Below are 15,937 nucleotides of genomic sequence, written 5' to 3' on the forward strand. Positions count from 1 at the left end.
GCGGTCGCGACGCTCGCGGCGCAGTTCTTCATCGTCTGGGCGCTCGTGAAGTTCCCGTGGTTCTCGAACCACTCGTCGTCGGGCGTCATCACCGCGCAGCAGGTCGAGATCCTCGGCTTCGTGTTCGACACGCCGGTGTCGAAGTACCTGCTGACGCTGTCGATCGTCGCGGTGCTCGCGCTCGTCGCGAAGAACCTCGTACGCAGCACGACCGGCCGCAAGTGGATGGCGGTGCGCGACATGGACGTCGCCGCCGAAGTCATCGGCATCCGCCCGATGCGGGCGAAGCTGTCGGCGTTCGCGGTGTCGTCGTTCTACTGCGGCGTCGCCGGCGCGCTGTACGCCTACACCTATCTCGGCACCGTCGAGCCCGAAGGCTTCAACCTCGACCTGTCGTTCCGCATCCTCTTCATGATCATCATCGGCGGCGTCGGCTCGATCATGGGCTCCTTCCTCGGCGCGGCGTTCATCGTGCTGCTGCCGATCTTCCTCAACGTGACGATGCACACCCTGTTCGCCGGGTCGATGCCGGCGGGCCTCGCGTCGAACCTGGAACTCATCATCTTCGGCGGGCTGATCATCTTCTTCCTGATCGTCGAGCCGCACGGCCTCGCGCGCTTGTGGCAGATCGGCAAGGAGAAGCTGCGGCTGTGGCCGTTCCCGCACTGAGCATCGAATCCCGGGGCGTCCGGCCGTCGCGTGCCGGACGCGCTGGTAGAACGCAGCACCATTAAATAAAAGAGGAGGCAACATGAAACTGAAGCGGACCGCACTCATCGGCACGACGATCGCCGGCTTGCTCGCGAGCGGCTATGCGCTCGCGCAGGAACAGTTCATCGGCCTGCCGAGCTACCGCGTCGGCCCGTTCGGCTCGAACGGCGCGTCGCTGTATGGCGGCTGGATCGACTACATGTCGATGATCAACGCACGCGACGGTGGCGTGAACGGCGTCAAGCTGACGTGGGAGGAGTGCGAGACCGAATACAACAACGCGCGCGGCGTCGAATGCTACGAGCGGTTGAAGAGCAAGGGTTCGACCGGCAACACGACCTTCCAGCCGCTGTCGACCGGCATCACGTACTCGGTGCTCGAGAAGGTCGCGCAGGACAAGATCCCGATGGTGACGATCGGCTACGGCCGCACCGACGCCGCCGACGGCCGCGTCTTCCCGTGGGTCTTCCCGATGATCTCGACGTACTGGACGCAGGCCTCCGCGATCGTCAACTATCTCGGCCAGAAAGAAGGCGGGATGGACAAGCTCAAGGGCAAGAAGATCGGCCTGCTGTATCACGACTCGGCCTACGGCAAGGAATCGCACGCGATCCTTGACAAGCTCGCGGCGAAGCACGGCTTCACCGTCGAGAAGATCGCCGTCGCGAACCCCGGCAACGAGCAGCAGGCCCAGTGGCTGCAGATCCGCCAGATGAAACCCGACTACGTGATCCTGTGGGGCTGGGGCGTGATGAATGCGACCGCGCTGCGCACCGCGCAGAAGACCGGCTATTCGCGCGACAAGATCGTCGGCGTGTGGTGGTCGGGTTCGGAGGAGGACACGATTCCGGCGGGCGACGCGGCGAAGGGCTACACCGCGGCGGGCTTCAACGTCGCCGGTACGAACTACCCGATCGTCCAGGACATCCAGAAGCACGTCTATGCGAAGGGCGCCGGCAACATGGCCGAGAAGGACCGCGTCGGCTCGGTGCTGTACAACCGCGGCGTCGTGCACGGAATCATCACCGTCGAAGCGATCCGCAAGGCACAGGAGAAGTTCGGCAAGGGCAAGCCGATGACCGGCGAGCAGATGCGCTGGGGCTTCGAGAACCTGAACATCGACAACGCGCGCCTCTCGCAACTCGGCGCGGCCGGCTTCATGCCCGACCTGAAGATCACCTGCGCCGACCACGAAGGCGCCGGCAAGGTGAAGTTCCAGCAGTGGGACGGCACGAAGTGGAAGGTTGTCACCGACTGGATCAGCGGCGACCAGACGGTGGTGCGCCCGATGATCGAGGAGTCGGCCGCCGCGTACGCGAAGGAGAAGGGCATCACGCCGCGTGACTGCGCGAAGGAGATGTAAGTCGCGACAGGGGCCGCGTCCGCGCGGCCCCGCGAGGCTCCCCCGGGAGTCGGGACGGAGACAGGAAGGCGAAGACGGACAATGCATACAGCCACGAACACTGCCGCCGCGCCGGCGGCTCAGCCCTACCTCAGCATCAACAACGTCGAGGTCATCTACGACCACGTGATCCTCGTGCTCAAGGGCGTGTCGCTCGACGTGGCGAAGGGGAGCATCGTCGCACTGCTCGGCGCGAACGGCGCCGGCAAGTCGACGACGCTGAAGTCGATCTCGAACCTGCTGCGCGCCGAGCGCGGCGACGTCACGAAAGGCAGCATCGAGTTCAAGGGCGCGCGCGTCGACCAGATGACGCCGAACGACCTCGTCAAACGCGGCGTGATCCAGGTCATGGAAGGCCGCCATTGCTTCGGCCACCTGACGATCGAGGAAAACCTGCTGACCGGCGCCTACACGCGCTCGATCTCGCGCGGCGAGCTGAAGGACAACCTCGAGAAGGTCTACCACTACTTCCCGCGGCTGAAGACGCGCCGCACGTCGCAGGCGGGCTACACGTCGGGCGGCGAGCAGCAGATGTGCGCGATCGGCCGCGCGCTGATGGCCAAGCCGGAGATGATCCTGCTCGACGAACCGTCGATGGGCCTCGCGCCGCAGATCGTCGAGGAGATCTTCGAGATCGTGAAGGACCTCAACGCGAAGGAAGCGGTCAGCTTCCTGCTCGCCGAGCAGAACACGATGGTCGCGCTGCGCTACGCCGACTACGGCTACATCATGGAAAACGGCCGCATCGTGATGGAAGGCGAAGCGAAAGGGCTCGCCGCGAACGAGGACGTCAAGGAGTTCTACCTCGGCTTGTCGGGCGAGGGCAGGAAGAGCTTCCGCGACGTCAAGCATTACCGCCGCCGCAAGCGCTGGCTCTCCTGACGGCGGGAGATCGCGGCGCGATGCGGCGTTGCTCGGGCGCTTGCGTGCAGCAGCACGCGGCGCGCCCTCGCGCCTTGCCTCGCACCGCGCTTTCCCGCCATCACCCTGCCTTCGCTTGGGGGTGCGAAATTCCAGCCGGTGTAGGTCGGCGTGAGCGAAGCGATGGCCGAAGCGGCGTTTCCGGTTCGTACCCGGGGCCGGCGGCGTCCGAACGTCGGCCATCGCTGCGCTCGGTCCGACCTGCGGGCGTTCGGCGCGGGCCGGTAACGCGACGAACGCCGACGTCACGGCCCGAACCGGCCGCGGTCGTCAGGGAACCCCGTTCCCGATTGCCATCCGCAAGGATCAAGGATTTTGAAATGGACTACTACGACGCCCGAGAAACCCGTGATCCGGCCGAGCGCGAACGCGAACTCGTCGCGCGCCTGCCGGCCCTGATCGCCCATGCAAAGGCGAACGCGCCGGGGTTCACGAAGCTCTTAGAGGACGTCGATCCGGCGGCCGTGGCGAGCCGCGAGGCGCTCGCGCGGCTCCCGGTGACCCGCAAGTCGGAGCTCCTCGAGCGCCAGAAGGCCGCGCGGCCGTTCGGCGGTTTCGCCGCGGTGCGCTGGGGCGCGGGCGTTCGCCGCGTGTTCGCGTCGCCCGGGCCGCTGTACGAGCCGGAAGGGGCGCGGCCGGACTACTACCGTCTCGCACGCGCGCTCTACGCGGCGGGTTTCCGCGAAGGCGACCTCGTCCATAACACGTTCTCGTACCATATGACGCCCGCCGGATCGATGATGGAGACGGCGGCGCATGCGCTCGGCTGCACCGTGTTTCCCGCCGGGGTCGGGCAGACCGAGCAGCAGCTCGCGGCAATCGCGGACTTGCGGCCGAACGCGTACGTCGGCACCCCGTCCTTCCTGCGCATCCTGCTCGACAAGGCCGGGGAGGCCGGCGTCGCGACGAGCTTCACGAAAGCCTTCGTCTCCGGCGAAGCCTTCCCGCCGAGCCTGCGCGACGCGTTCGCCGCGGGCGGCATCGACGCGTTCCAAGCGTATGCGACGGCCGACATTGGGCTGATCGCGTACGAGACGCCGGCGCGCGACGGCCTGGTCATCGAAGAGGACGTCATCGTCGAAATCGTCCGCCCCGGCACCGGCGACCCGGTCGCCGACGGCGAAGTCGGCGAAGTCGTCGTCACGACGTTCAACCCGGACTACCCGCTGATCCGATTCGGCACCGGCGACCTCTCGGCCGTGATGCCGGGCAGGTCGCCTTGCGGCCGGACGAATGCACGCATCCGCGGCTGGATGGGACGCGCGGACCAGACGACCAAGGTCAAGGGCATGTTCGTGCATCCGGGGCAGATCGCGGAGGTGGTGCGGCGGCACCCGGAGGTGAAGCGCGCACGCCTGGTCGTCGACAACCCGGATCTCGTCGATCGCATGACGCTGCACTGCGAAGTGGGCGAGGGCGGAAGCGGGCTTGACGCGGCGGTCGCGTCGAGCGTGCGCGAACTGACGAAGCTGCGCGGCGACGTGATCCTCTGCGCGCCGGGAACGCTCGCCAACGACGGCAAGGTCATCGACGACGTGCGCAAGTACGAGTGACGGCGGCGCGCCGGAGCGGACCGGTCGCCTAGAATGTCGCCCCCGACACTGACAACCCGAGAGCATGAGACAGAAACCCCTGCACGGCCTGCGCGTCCTCGACCTCACGCGTTTGCTGCCCGGCCCGCTCGCGACGCAGCATCTCGCTGACTACGGCGCGGAAGTCATCAAGGTCGAGGACCCCGGCGCGGGCGACTACGCGCGCACGATGGGCGCGATGAACGGCGACACGAGTTTCTTCTACCAGACCGTCAACCGCGGCAAGCAGAGCCTGCGCCTGGATCTCAAGCAGGACGCCGGCCGCGACCTCTTCCTGCGGCTCGTCGAGACGGCCGACGTCGTCGTCGAGGGATTTCGTCCCGGGGTGATGGACAAGCTCGGCATCGGCTACGACGTGCTGCGGGCGACGAACGCGAGGATCGTCCTGTGCAGCATTTCCGGTTATGGCCAGACCGGACCGTACGCGCAGCGCGCCGGGCACGACATCAACTACATCGGCTATGCCGGCGTCCTCGACCAGGTCGGGGTCGCGGGCGGTGCGCCGGCGATCCCGAATTTGCAGATCGGCGACCTCCTCGGCGGCAGCCTGTCGGCGCTGCTCGGCCTGCTCGTCGCTGTCATCGACGCGAAGGCGACCGGGAACGGCCGCCACGTCGACGTCGCAATGACCGACGCCGCGCTCGCCCACGCGATCTTCCCGTTCGCCGAAGTGCTCGCGCACGGGCAGGTGCGCCCGCGCGGCGAAGACCTGTTGAGCGGCGGCGTGCCGTGCTACGGCGTGTATGAAACCGCGGACGGCCGTTACATGGCGGTCGGCGCGCTCGAGGAGAAATTCTGGCGCCTGATGTGCGACACGCTCGAGCGGCCGGACCTGAAGCCCGCGCATCTCGCGACCGGCGCCGACGGGGAGCGCGCGCGCGCCGACGTCGCGGCGATCTTCGGCCGCCGCACGCAGGCCGAATGGGTCGCGATTTTCGACCGGGTCGATTGCTGCGTGACGCCGGTGCTGCGTCTCGAGGAAAGTCTCGACGACGCGCAGATCGCGGCGCGCGGGATGGTGGTCGAGGTCGACGGCGTGCGGCAGTTCGCGCCCCCGGTGCACCTGTCGGACTTCGAACTCGGCGACGTCGCGCCGGCGCCGGACGCGGGCGCCGACAGCGACGCGATCCTCGCCGGCCTCGGGCTCGACGCGGCGGAAATCGCGCGGCTGCGCGGGGCGGGCGTCCTCTGACGGTCGGCCCGCCGCCGCGTCCTGTCGATCCGCAGTACTCCGAATCGCGGCGTGACCGGACGATCGGCTAAGCTCCGGCGATGCAAAGCCTGCTCCTCCTTCTTCCCGATTTTTCGCTGATCGTCCTCGGCGCGGGGCTGCGCCGGCAACTCGTTACTGACGCCGCGTTCTGGACCGGCGTCGAGAAGCTCGTTTACTTCATCCTGTTCCCCGCGCTGCTGTTCAACGCGATGGCGACGGCCGAAGTCGATGCGGGCGGGGCGCTGCCGCTGTTCGTCGCCGGTCTGGGCGTGATGGCGTCCGGCTTCGCCCTCGGGTGGCTCTGCCGGCCGCTGGCGGGGCTCGATGCGATGGCGTTCGCATCGCGCCTGCAATGCGCCTATCGCTTCAACACCTATATCGGCATCGCCATCGCCGGCAAGCTGCATGGGCCGGCGGGCGTCGCGCTGATGGGCGGGCTGTGCGGCGCGATGGTGCCGTTTGCGAACATCATGGCCGTGGGGATGATGGCGCGGCACGGCCAGGGCGGCATCGTGCGCGAGCTCGTGCGCAACCCGCTCGTCATCGCGACGATCGCCGGAATGGCGTTCAATGTCTCGGGGCTCGACCTCGCGGCGCCGGTGCAGTTCTTCCTCAAGCGGCTCGGCGACGCGGCGGTCGCGCTCGGGCTACTCGCGGTCGGCGCGGCGCTGCGCTGGGGCAAGGTCGGCGGACGGTGGGCGGGGTCGGCCTGGTTCGTCTCGGTGAAGCTGCTGCTGCTGCCGGCGATCGCGTGGATCATCGGCCGCGCGCTCGGCCTCGACGGCATCGCGTTCGACACGATCGTGTTGTTCGCGGCGCTCCCGTCGGCGAGCTCCGCGTACATCCTCGCAATGCGCATGGGGGGCGACGGCCCCGGTGTCGCGTGGCTGATTTCGGCGACGACCTTGCTTGCCGTGCTGTCGCTGACGTTCTGGCTGCAGTTGCTCTAGCGGACCGCCACCGCGGTCATTTCTTCTCAGTGGCCGGCTTGCTCGCGGGGCGTGCCGGCTTTGCTTCCGCCCTGGTTTCCGGTTTCGCCGGCGGCGCCTCCGTGCCGTGCGGTGTCGTCATCAGGTTCCACGGCCACATCGCGGCAGCGGCGAAGAGGTTGGTGTCTACTTGCGCGTCGGCCGAGCCCGACTCGCGCGCATGCTGGCTCATCGCCTGCACGGCGGCGAGCGCGACGCGCTGCATCTCGAGCCCCTGCGTCGTCATCTGCAGCATGTTCAGGTTCATCTTGAGCCAGTTCTCGACCGCCTTCAGGTCGGCGATCCGCTTGTCGAGCTCGTTGACGTCGAGGGTCGGCGTCACCATCCCGGGCAGCGAAAAACCCATGTTGTTCCACATGCCGCGCACGAACTCGAGCGGGTCGGCGGCTGGCGTCTCTTTCGACATGAAGTGCTCCCGGCGCTAAGTGGACAGGCGGCGATCTTACCCCACGCGGTCGAGCGCAGTCATGCCACGTTCGCCCGGGGCAGCCAGGGGATCAGTCCTTGCCCGGCAGCCGGTTCAGCAGCGCGCGCAGGCGCGCCGGCCGCACCGGCTTGTGCAGTAGCGGCAGGCCCTCGCGCTGCGCGAGGCCGAGGGTGTCGGGCCCGGTGTCGCCGCTGATCAGCACCGCGGGCAGGTCGACGCCGAAGCGTTCGCGCAGCCTGCGGATCACGTCGATGCCGCCCGCGCTGCCTTCGAGCCGATAGTCGCTGATGATGAGTTGCGGACCGGGCTGCGCGCCGCTTTCGAGCAGTTCGACGATCCCCGTCACGTCGTCCGCGGCCGTGACGCGGCAACCCCAGGATTCGAGCAGGCTCGTCATGCCTGCCTGCGCGAGCGGGTCGTCGTCGATCAATGCGACGTGGAAACCCGCGAGATTGCCGGGAGAGCGGCGCGAATCGTTGCCGCCACGGTACTCGACCGGCGCGGCGATCGGCACCTCGATCGCGAACACCGAACCCTTTCGCGGTTGCGACCGGACGGACAGCCGGTGCCCGAGCAGGTCGGTGAGCCGGCGGACGATCGCGAGCCCGAGGCCGAGCCCCTTGTCGCGCGAACGCGCCGGGTTGTCCAACTGCACGAACTCCTGAAAGATGATCGCCTGGGCGTCGGCGGCGATGCCGACGCCGTTGTCGCGCACCTCGATGCGCAGCCGATCGCCGCGCCGACGGCACGCGACGAGCACGCGCCCGTTGCGCGTGTAGCGGACCGCGTTGCTGACGAGGTTGCTGAGAATCCGTTCGAACAGCACCGGATCGCTTTCGATCCAGTGCATGGTCGGACGGACTTTCAGCAGCAACTCGTGCATGACCGCGCGCGGCCGCTGTTCGAGGGCGATGCGTTCGAGCAGCGGCTGCAGCGCGAACGGGCAGACGTTCGGTTCGAGCACCCCGGCGTCGAGTTTCGAAATGTCGAGGAGGCTGTCGAGCAGGTTCTCCATCGCTTCGGCCGAGGCCGCGATACGCTCGACGAGGCGCCGCGACTCGGGCGCGTGCGGCTGCTGCGACAGCTCGGCGATGAAGAGGCCGAGCGCGTGCATCGGCTGGCGCAGGTCGTGGCTCGCCGCGGCGAGGAAGCGCGATTTCGACAGCGTCGCCTGCTCCGCCTCTTCCTTGCGCGCGCGTAGTTCCGCGGTTGCCTCGGCGATCTGGCGGCTCAGGTCGTCGTGCGCGCTCGCCAGCTTCTCCGCCATCTGGTTCACGCCTATAGCGAGCGTCCGTAAGGTGCCGCCGCCGATCTCGGGCAGGCGGATGAAGAAATCGCCGCGCCCGATCCGGTCGACCGCGGACGCGACGAGGCGGATTGGGCCGCTGACGCCGCGGCTCATGTAGTTGGCGAGCGCGAGGCCGCCGATCAGCACGATGATGATCGCGCCGCTGCCGGTCAGCAGCAGGCGGTTCTGGCGTGCGGTGAGTTCGGAGCGCGAGAAGTCGACGATCACCGTCCCGAGCGCGCGAGGCTGCGCGGCGGATGGTTCCGCACCGACCGAAGCGGGTGTGAAGCCGTCGTCGAGTTCGAGCCTGCTGGGCAGCACCGGCTCGACGACCCGCAGCGTGGCGCGGGCGTTGACGAGATCCGCCGCCGAGGCGCGCACGCCCGCGGGCAGCGCGAGCCCGGCGTCGGGATGACCGCTGTAGGCCAGGGGCTGCCCGTTGCTGTCGAGGATCATCACCCCGACGACGTCGTTTTCGGTGACCATCGCGCTCGCGAGGCGGTGCAGCGAATCCCGGTTTCCGGAGAACACCGCGTACTCGCTCGCGACGGCGAGTTGCCGGGCGAAGGCCTGGCCGCGCGCGAGGTGTGCTTCTTCCTGGTCGGCGACGCGCGAGCCGGTATAGAACGCCGTCAGGACGACCGCGAGCACGAGCGTCGGCAGGACCGCGACCAGCATCACGCGCGAGCGCACGCCCCAGTTCGAGATCATGGCTTCGTCTCGCGCCGGCTGATCCGCGCGGCGATCTCGGCCGCGGGTTCGAGGCGGATGCCGAGCGAGTTGGCGACGTTCTGGTTGATGCCGATTTCGAACCGGCGTGAGGCCTGCGGCGGCGGCAGGCCTCCGCCGGCGAGCACCGTGCGGATCGCCTCCGCCGCCTGGTCGCCGATCTGCGCCGGAGTCGAATACAGTCCGAGCAGCGCGCCGGCGCGTACATAAGCCGGCGAAAACCCGATCAGCGGCGAGCGGTGGCGATAGCTCGTCAGCAGCACGTTCTGGATCGTGTAGCTGTTGAAAACCGTGCTGTCGGGCAGCGCCAGCAGCACGGCGCGGTCGGCGAGCAGGCGCTGCAGCGCGGGATAGATGTCCCGCTCGCTCGAAATGTTTTCGATGTTGACGCTCAACTGCTGTTCCTGCGCGGCCGCGGCGAGCTGGGTCGCCAGCGGCAGGCTGCGCGGACCGGCGAGCAACGCGAGCCGGCGCCAATCGGGCAGCGCCTCGGTGATCAGCGCGATCTGCCGCTGGACCGGCTGGTCGAGGAAGATCGCCGAACTGCGGCCGGTTCCGGTCGTCGCCGGGAGGCGCTCGTACGCGTCGCGCGGCAGCAGCGTATGCAGCACCGGCTGGCGCGGCGACTGGCTCGTGACGGCCTGGGCGGCCTCGGTGCCGATCGTGACGATGATGCGGCTGCCTGCGAGCGTGCCGTTCTCGACCTGCGAAGGCTCGAGGATGCCGATGTCGGACGTCGCGATGCCCGGTACGAGCGCCGTGCGGATCGCGGCCAACGTCTCTTCGTGGGCGCCGCTGCGCTCGCTCGTGACGAGCAGCACGCGCGCGGCCGCCGCATCGCCGGTGAACAACGCGGTAGCGAGGACGAGCAGGAGCAGCAGTGCGGCGGGCAGTCCGCGTAGCGTCGCGCTCATGCGCCGGCGCACCGCGTCGGCATCGGTTCGACGACGGGAGATGGCGCCAGCCCTGTCACGCGTTTCGGCTCCCGGCGACGGTTCGTCGGCGCGACGTCCGGCTCGTTGCGCGCACCGAGGCGCCGGCGCGCTCCACTCGCCCGACGGGGCGAGGAGCGGACAGCACGGAGGGTTTCGCGGGGAACGTTCATGTCTGGGCAAGGCCGGATGCGGACTGAGTCGCCCGCCGAGGTTCCATTCGGCGGGTGACGGCATTCTATTCGGTCGGGCCGAAGATGGTAGCCGGGCGACAGCCGCTCACGTGGCCGAGCCGAAAATCGACCCGCCATTGAACCGGCGCTTCACGCAGCCCGCTATCCGCAGTTTCCGAATGGGCCACGCAGCGGCGGTCTTGGCGGGAACCCGCGAGGGTGAAGCGCTTCCCCCTGTAACGGTTCCTTCGTCACTCGTGTGCGGCGGGGGATTTTCGGCCACCCCGGGCGGTCGATGCGAACGGAATTCGCGGGGGTGCGTGATATGCTCCACGCGTTTGTGCCCCGGGAGCAAGCCGTGACCAGAATATTGATCGTCGAAGACCACGCGCTCGTGCGCGAAGCGATGGCCCAGACCCTCGCACGCCTCGAGGACGGGGTCGAATGCGTCGAAGCCAAGGGGTCGGAGGAAGCGCTGAAGAAACTCGAGGAGAGCGCGGACTGGGACCTTGCGGTGATCGACCTGATGCTGCCGGACCTGAACGGCTTTTCGTTGCTCGCGGTGCTCGCGCGCCGGTTCCCCGATGTGCCCGCGATCGTCGTCTCGGCCCTCGACGACTCGGCGACGATTCGGCGTGCGATGAAGGGCGGCGCGTCGGGCTTCGTGTCGAAGTCGAGTTCGGGTGAAGTGCTCCGCAGCGCCGTGCGCTGTGTGCTCGACGGCGGGATTTACGCGCCCGACATGGAGCCCGAGAGCGCCGCGAAGCGCTCGGGCGCACCGGTCAGCGAGCGATTCGGGCTGACCGCCGGTCAGACGCGGGTCATGGAGCTGCTCGCGCAGGGCAAGACGAACCGCGAAATCGCGGACCTTCTCGGGCTGTCCGAAGGGACGGTCAAAGTGCATATGTCGGCGATTTTTCGCGCGCTGAACGTGACGAGCCGCGCGCAGGCCCTGATCGTCATCGCACGGCACGGCCCGCGCCTGTAGCGCGTCCGATCCTTACGATTCGCGCGGGCGGTCCGGGCGGAGCCGGCGCGCCCCTCGCACGTCGCATCCTTCCAGTGGAACACGCGGCAGTGCCGTGCCATTGGAGGCACCGTTCGCGACCAGGCCGCCAGTGTCAGCCGCGGGCAAAACTCGAGCGCATCGGCATGTCGGCGGCGGACAACCGCCCTCCAACGTGATCGTCCTCGTCGCAAGCGTCGATCACTTCGTCCGGCTCACCGATTTCCATGACCTGGAGCACTTGGCGCGCAAGCGCGCGGCACGCGTTCGCGACCGGGGTCGGCAGCTGCTCCGGCATCTTCTTCTGTAGCAGCAGCTTGGACGCAGACAGCGCGGCGACCGGATGGAGGATGCGCTCGCGGTGAACACCCATCAGCTGCGCGACCGCCCGGTCGGCAGCCTCCCGCTGCCAGGCGTTCGTCGGCCACTGCGTCGGGACCGCGTAGCCGCGCTGGAACATGTCGAGGTCGCGCAGGACGGTCCGGATGTCCTCGTGCGACTCGCGGAACGGCATCAGCACGAGGTCCGACATCGCGTACAGCTTGCGATCCATCTCGGTGCGGTTGCCGCTGCCGTCGATGACGCCGATCCAGTCGGGGAGCGTGCGCAGCTTGTCGACGACTTTCGTCAGCGCGTCGCGAGTGCGCGCGTCGGCGGTGATGTAGCGGCGCCCGTCGGGGCTCAGCGGTTCGCGGGTCGTGTCGGTCAGCACGCACGCCGAGCGATGCCCGAGCAGCCCGAGGCCCTGGGCGAGCATGTGCGAAAGGGTGGTCTTGCCGGTTCCCCCCTTGTTGCCGATGACGCAGATGATTTCAGCCATGCGGTGTTCCTCGATCGCGGCCTTTCGCCGCACATCGTCATTATCGAGGTCGCTCCCGTCCCGCAAGCGGCGAAAAAGCGCGCGGAATCGGCCGCTATTTCGTTGTCGAACCGGCTCCCGCGACGCGATAGACGTAAAGGATCGTCCCGCGCGCGTCGTCGACTTCGACCGTCCGTTCGGGGGCTGCGCCCGGCACCGGAAAGGCGTTGCTGATCACGGTCGCGCCGGCCGGCAGTTCGCGCTGCGCCTTCTCCCACACGCGGGCCATCGGCACGGGCGACAGGAAAGCGTAGACAACGTCATGACCGCGCCACGACTGCACAAAAAAATCCGCGCGCCGGAATCGTACGTTGGCCTGTGCGCGGGCGAGCAGGGTGCTGAGCAGCCACGGCGCCGGCGCCACTTCGATGCCGTCGAAAACACACTCGGGCCGGCGCTTCGCGAGATGCCGAAGCACCGCGCCGGTCCCGCTGCCGACGTCGAGCATGCGAAACGGCCGGCCTCTTGGCAGGAGTGCCGCGACGGCGCGCCCCGTCTAGCGGCTCGACAGGTACAGCGGTACCTGCGTCCGGAAGCTGCTCCAGTAGACGGCGAGCAGCACCGTGAAGCCGACGAGATACCAGCCGGGCGCGACGCCGAGCTTGCCGGCGAGGACCAGCAACGGCGCGAAGGCGAGATGGATCGGCAGCCACCAGCGGGCGCTGCGAAGCGCGGCCGCGACGACGGTGGCGCCAACGGGCTGCGTTCCGACGACCGCCCAGGTGCCGGGCGGCAGCAATCCGCCGCGCGCGAGCGCGACCGCGACGACGGCGCCTCCCGACTGGGCAAGCAGCGCTTTCAGGGCAGGGGGCACGAATCGATCGGTTGTGTGGCGGCGCGCCGGATATTCATGCGCCCGCGACGACCTTGCCGGGATTCAGCAGGTTCTCGGGGTCGAGCGCGCGCTTCACGATGCGCATCGCGTCGACCGCATCGCGCCCGTGTTCGGCGACGAGGAAATCCTGCTTGCCGAAGCCGATGCCGTGCTCGCCGGTGCAGGTGCCGCCCATCGCCAGCGCGCGCTCGACGATCTTGCGGTTGAGCGCTTCCGCGCGCGCGATCTCGGTCGCGTCTTCCGGGTCCACGAGGACCACGGTGTGGAAATTGCCGTCGCCGACGTGACCGACGATCGGCGCGATGAGCCCGCTCGCGTCGATGTCCTCGCGCGCGCCGGCGATGCAGTCGGCGAGTTGCGAGATCGGCACGCAGACGTCGGTCGTGATGCCGCGGCAGCCGGGACGCAGGTTGATGCACGAGAAATAGGCGTCGTGGCGCGCGGCCCACAGGCGGCTGCGGTCCTCGGGGCGGGTCGCCCATTCGAAATCCTGTCCGCCGTTGTCGCGCGCGAGCTCCTGCACCGTCTGCGCCTGCTCCTGGACGCCCGCGTCGGACCCGTGGAACTCGAAGAACAGCGTCGGCGATTCGCGCAGCGACGTCCTGCTGTAGCGGTTGATCGCGCGGACCGCGAGTTCGTCGAGCAGTTCGATGCGCGCGACCGGGATGCCGAGCTGGATCGTCTGGATCACGCAGCGCACCGCGCTGACGACGTCGGGGAACGCGCACACCGCCGCCGACACCGCCTCGGGGAGCGGGTGGAGGCGGACGGTGAGTTCGGTGATCAGGCCGAGCGTGCCTTCGGAGCCGATCATCAACCGGGTGAGGTCGTAGCCGGCGGACGACTTCCGCGCGCGCCCGCCGGTGCGGATCACGCGTCCGTCCGCGAGGACGACTTCCAAGGCGAGCACGTTGTCGCGCATCGTCCCGTAGCGCACCGCGTTCGTCCCCGACGCGCGCGTCGCGGCCATGCCCCCGAGGCTCGCGTCCGCGCCGGGATCGACCGGGAAGAAGAGTCCGGTGCCATGCAGCGCGGCGTTGATCTGCTTGCGTGTCAGGCCCGGCTGCACGACCGCGTCCATGTCGTCGCCGTGGACCGCGACCAGCTTGTTCATCTCCGAGAAATCGACACTGATCCCGCCATGCAGCGGAAGAATGTGACCTTCGAGCGAACTGCCGGCGCCGAAGGGCACGATCGGCACACGATGCCGGCGGCAAGCGTCGACGATCACGACGACCTCGGCGGTGTCGTGCGGCCAGACGACGGCGTCGGGCAGGATGTCGGGAAAGTGCGATTCGTCGTGCCCGTGGTGTGCGCGAACCGCTTCTGCAGTCGAAAATCGCGGCCCGAAACGCGCAGCGAGTTCGGCGGCGAAAGTCGGCGGCAGCGGGGGGCGGGCGTGAGCGTCGGCATGGTCCATCAGCGTGTTCCTGTCGGTCGGGGCGATGTGCCGGATTATTGCCGGTTCGGTCGTTTCTTCCAATGCGGGCGAACGTCCGGCGAAAATAGGCGCCCCGTCCCGGAGCCGTGACTGATGACCGATTCGATAGACCGCGTCGACCTGCAGATCCTCGACCTGCTGCAGCGTGATGGTCGCCTGTCCAACGCCGAGCTCGCGCAACGCGTCTCGCTGTCGCCGTCGCCATGTCTGCGGCGCGTGCGCGGGCTCGAGGAAGCGGGCGTGATCCGCGGCTACGTCGCGCGCCTCGATCCGCGGCGCGTCGGACTCGGCCTGCAGGCCTTCGTGACCGTCACGCTCGAGAAACGACGGGAAACTCAGATGCAGGCTTTCCATTCGGCAATGCAGTCGGCACCCGAAGTGCTGTCCTGTTTCGCGCTGACCGGCGAGATGGATTACCTGGTCCACGTCGTCGCCGAGGATCTCGAGCATTTCTCGCGCTTCCTGATGGACCGGCTGCTGAAGCTCGAAGGCGTCGCAAACGTGAAATCGTCGTTCGTTCTGCACTCGGTCAAAGATTCGACCGCCTTGCCGCTCGCCCAGGTCTGCCGGCGGTGAAGGGGGGCGAAGCCGCTCCCCGGGGGAGCGTGCGAAAACAGTTTGACATCCGGTTCGACAGGCTCTATAGTCCGGCGCTTCGCTTGGAGGGGTTCCCGAGCGGTCAAAGGGATCAGACTGTAAATCTGACGGCACTGCCTTCGAAGGTTCGAATCCTTCCCCCTCCACCAAGTTTTTGCCGGGTTTCAGTTGATGGCTGGCATCGGGTGTAAAGCGGTTCGTCTGCGTTGTATGCGGGTGTAGCTCAATGGTAGAGCAGAAGCCTTCCAAGCTTATGACGAGGGTTCGATTCCCTTCACCCGCTCCAGGTTCGGCGGTTGGTTGTTTATCGGAGCCCATGTAGCTCAGTGGTAGAGCACTCCCTTGGTAAGGGAGAGGCCACGTGTTCAATCCACGTCATGGGCACCACAGCTTTCCGGTTCGTCTGGTGTGGTGGTCGATCTGTCATCGGTCCGGTTTTTCTGATTCTGAATATGAGGTGGCGACATGGCGAAAGGCAAGTTTGAGCGGACGAAACCGCACGTGAACGTTGGGACGATCGGCCACGTTGACCATGGCAAGACGACCCTGACGGCGGCGATCACGACGATTCTGTCGTCGAAGTTCGGCGGCGAGGCGAAAGCCTACGACCAGATCGACGCGGCGCCGGAAGAAAAGGCGCGCGGCATCACGATCAACACCGCGCACGTCGAGTACGAGACGGCGGCCCGTCACTACGCTCACGTCGACTGCCCGGGGCACGCCGACTACGTGAAGAACATGATCACCGGTGCGGCGCAGATGGACGGCGCGATCCTGGTGTGCTCGGCCGCCGACGGCCCGATGCCGCAGACCCGCGAGCAC

At 68.0% G+C, this 15,937-nt stretch carries 16 protein-coding genes and 3 tRNA genes; 12 read left to right on the forward strand and 7 right to left on the reverse strand.

All coding sequences use genetic code 11. From position 1 onward, the window contains the following. The 6 genes from V6M37_RS10445 to V6M37_RS10470 all read left to right on the forward strand — a co-directional run. Window positions 1-669: branched-chain amino acid ABC transporter permease (locus V6M37_RS10445; RefSeq protein ID WP_332672990.1), on the forward strand; the 669-nt coding region annotated here is incomplete at its 5' end. A gap of 82 nt (window positions 670-751) precedes the next feature. Then, window positions 752-2,074, forward strand: a complete 1,323-nt coding sequence (locus V6M37_RS10450; protein ID WP_332672992.1) for an ABC transporter substrate-binding protein — start codon at window positions 752-754, stop codon at window positions 2,072-2,074. A gap of 81 nt (window positions 2,075-2,155) precedes the next feature. Beyond that, window positions 2,156-2,995, forward strand: a complete 840-nt coding sequence (locus V6M37_RS10455) for an ABC transporter ATP-binding protein (protein ID WP_332672994.1) — start codon at window positions 2,156-2,158, stop codon at window positions 2,993-2,995. 359 nt (window positions 2,996-3,354) lie between these two features. Beyond that, window positions 3,355-4,587 carry a phenylacetate--CoA ligase family protein gene (locus tag V6M37_RS10460; RefSeq protein WP_332672996.1) on the forward strand — a complete coding sequence of 411 codons (1,233 nt, stop codon included), beginning with the start codon at window positions 3,355-3,357 and terminating at the stop codon, window positions 4,585-4,587. Window positions 4,588-4,651: 64 nt separating this feature from the next. Further along, window positions 4,652-5,818 (forward strand): CaiB/BaiF CoA transferase family protein, encoded by a 1,167-nt coding sequence (locus V6M37_RS10465; RefSeq protein WP_332672998.1) that lies wholly within the window; start codon window positions 4,652-4,654, stop codon window positions 5,816-5,818. A gap of 80 nt (window positions 5,819-5,898) precedes the next feature. Next, window positions 5,899-6,789 carry an AEC family transporter gene (locus V6M37_RS10470; RefSeq protein WP_332673001.1) on the forward strand — a complete coding sequence of 297 codons (891 nt, stop codon included), beginning with the start codon at window positions 5,899-5,901 and terminating at the stop codon, window positions 6,787-6,789. 16 nt (window positions 6,790-6,805) lie between these two features. Here the strand turns inward: V6M37_RS10470 and V6M37_RS10475 are convergent, their stop codons facing one another. The 3 genes from V6M37_RS10475 to V6M37_RS10485 all read right to left on the reverse strand — a co-directional run bounded on the left by V6M37_RS10475 (window position 6,806) and on the right by V6M37_RS10485 (window position 10,186). Then, window positions 6,806-7,234 carry a PhaM family polyhydroxyalkanoate granule multifunctional regulatory protein gene (locus V6M37_RS10475; RefSeq protein WP_332673002.1) on the reverse strand — a complete coding sequence of 143 codons (429 nt, stop codon included), beginning with the start codon at window positions 7,232-7,234 and terminating at the stop codon, window positions 6,806-6,808. A 91-nt stretch (window positions 7,235-7,325) separates the two neighbouring features. Beyond that, window positions 7,326-9,254 carry an ATP-binding response regulator gene (locus tag V6M37_RS10480; protein WP_332673003.1) on the reverse strand — a complete coding sequence of 643 codons (1,929 nt, stop codon included), beginning with the start codon at window positions 9,252-9,254 and terminating at the stop codon, window positions 7,326-7,328. Then, entirely contained in the window at window positions 9,251-10,186 is a 936-nt protein-coding gene (locus V6M37_RS10485; protein ID WP_332673006.1) for an ABC transporter substrate-binding protein, read from the reverse strand. The genes V6M37_RS10480 and V6M37_RS10485 overlap by 4 nt, the downstream gene beginning before the upstream one ends. A gap of 549 nt (window positions 10,187-10,735) precedes the next feature. On the opposite strand from V6M37_RS10485, the gene V6M37_RS10490 reads away from it, so the two are divergent. Further along, on the forward strand, window positions 10,736-11,365 hold the full coding sequence (locus tag V6M37_RS10490) for a response regulator transcription factor (protein WP_332673009.1): 630 nt from the start codon (window positions 10,736-10,738) through the stop codon (window positions 11,363-11,365). Between the two features lie 133 nt (window positions 11,366-11,498). Here V6M37_RS10490 and V6M37_RS10495 read toward each other — a convergent pair whose 3' ends face one another. From V6M37_RS10495 to V6M37_RS10510, 4 genes are all read right to left on the reverse strand, one after another. After that, window positions 11,499-12,203 carry a ParA family protein gene (locus tag V6M37_RS10495; protein ID WP_332673012.1) on the reverse strand — a complete coding sequence of 235 codons (705 nt, stop codon included), beginning with the start codon at window positions 12,201-12,203 and terminating at the stop codon, window positions 11,499-11,501. A 94-nt stretch (window positions 12,204-12,297) separates the two neighbouring features. After that, window positions 12,298-12,690, reverse strand: a complete 393-nt coding sequence (locus V6M37_RS10500; RefSeq protein ID WP_332673015.1) for a class I SAM-dependent methyltransferase — start codon at window positions 12,688-12,690, stop codon at window positions 12,298-12,300. Between the two features lie 48 nt (window positions 12,691-12,738). Next, window positions 12,739-13,056 (reverse strand): hypothetical protein, encoded by a 318-nt coding sequence (locus tag V6M37_RS10505; protein WP_332673017.1) that lies wholly within the window; start codon window positions 13,054-13,056, stop codon window positions 12,739-12,741. Between the two features lie 34 nt (window positions 13,057-13,090). Continuing rightward, window positions 13,091-14,497, reverse strand: coding sequence for an FAD-binding oxidoreductase (locus tag V6M37_RS10510; protein WP_332673019.1), 1,407 nt, complete (start codon window positions 14,495-14,497; stop codon window positions 13,091-13,093). Window positions 14,498-14,611: 114 nt separating this feature from the next. Here V6M37_RS10510 and V6M37_RS10515 point away from each other — a divergent pair, with 114 nt between their 5' ends. From V6M37_RS10515 to V6M37_RS10535, 5 genes are all read left to right on the forward strand, one after another. After that, window positions 14,612-15,094 (forward strand): Lrp/AsnC family transcriptional regulator, encoded by a 483-nt coding sequence (locus V6M37_RS10515; protein WP_332673021.1) that lies wholly within the window; start codon window positions 14,612-14,614, stop codon window positions 15,092-15,094. Between the two features lie 85 nt (window positions 15,095-15,179). Further along, a tRNA-Tyr gene (locus V6M37_RS10520) sits at window positions 15,180-15,264 on the forward strand. 63 nt (window positions 15,265-15,327) lie between these two features. After that, a tRNA-Gly gene (locus V6M37_RS10525) sits at window positions 15,328-15,401 on the forward strand. Window positions 15,402-15,427: 26 nt separating this feature from the next. Continuing rightward, window positions 15,428-15,502 (forward strand) — tRNA-Thr (locus V6M37_RS10530). Between the two features lie 78 nt (window positions 15,503-15,580). Next, on the forward strand, window positions 15,581-15,937 hold a 357-nt coding region (locus V6M37_RS10535), incomplete at its 3' end, for a GTP-binding protein (RefSeq protein ID WP_332673022.1).

This window comes from Aromatoleum sp. (assembly GCF_036675785.1).
Taxonomy (GTDB): Bacteria; Pseudomonadota; Gammaproteobacteria; order Burkholderiales; family Rhodocyclaceae; genus Aromatoleum.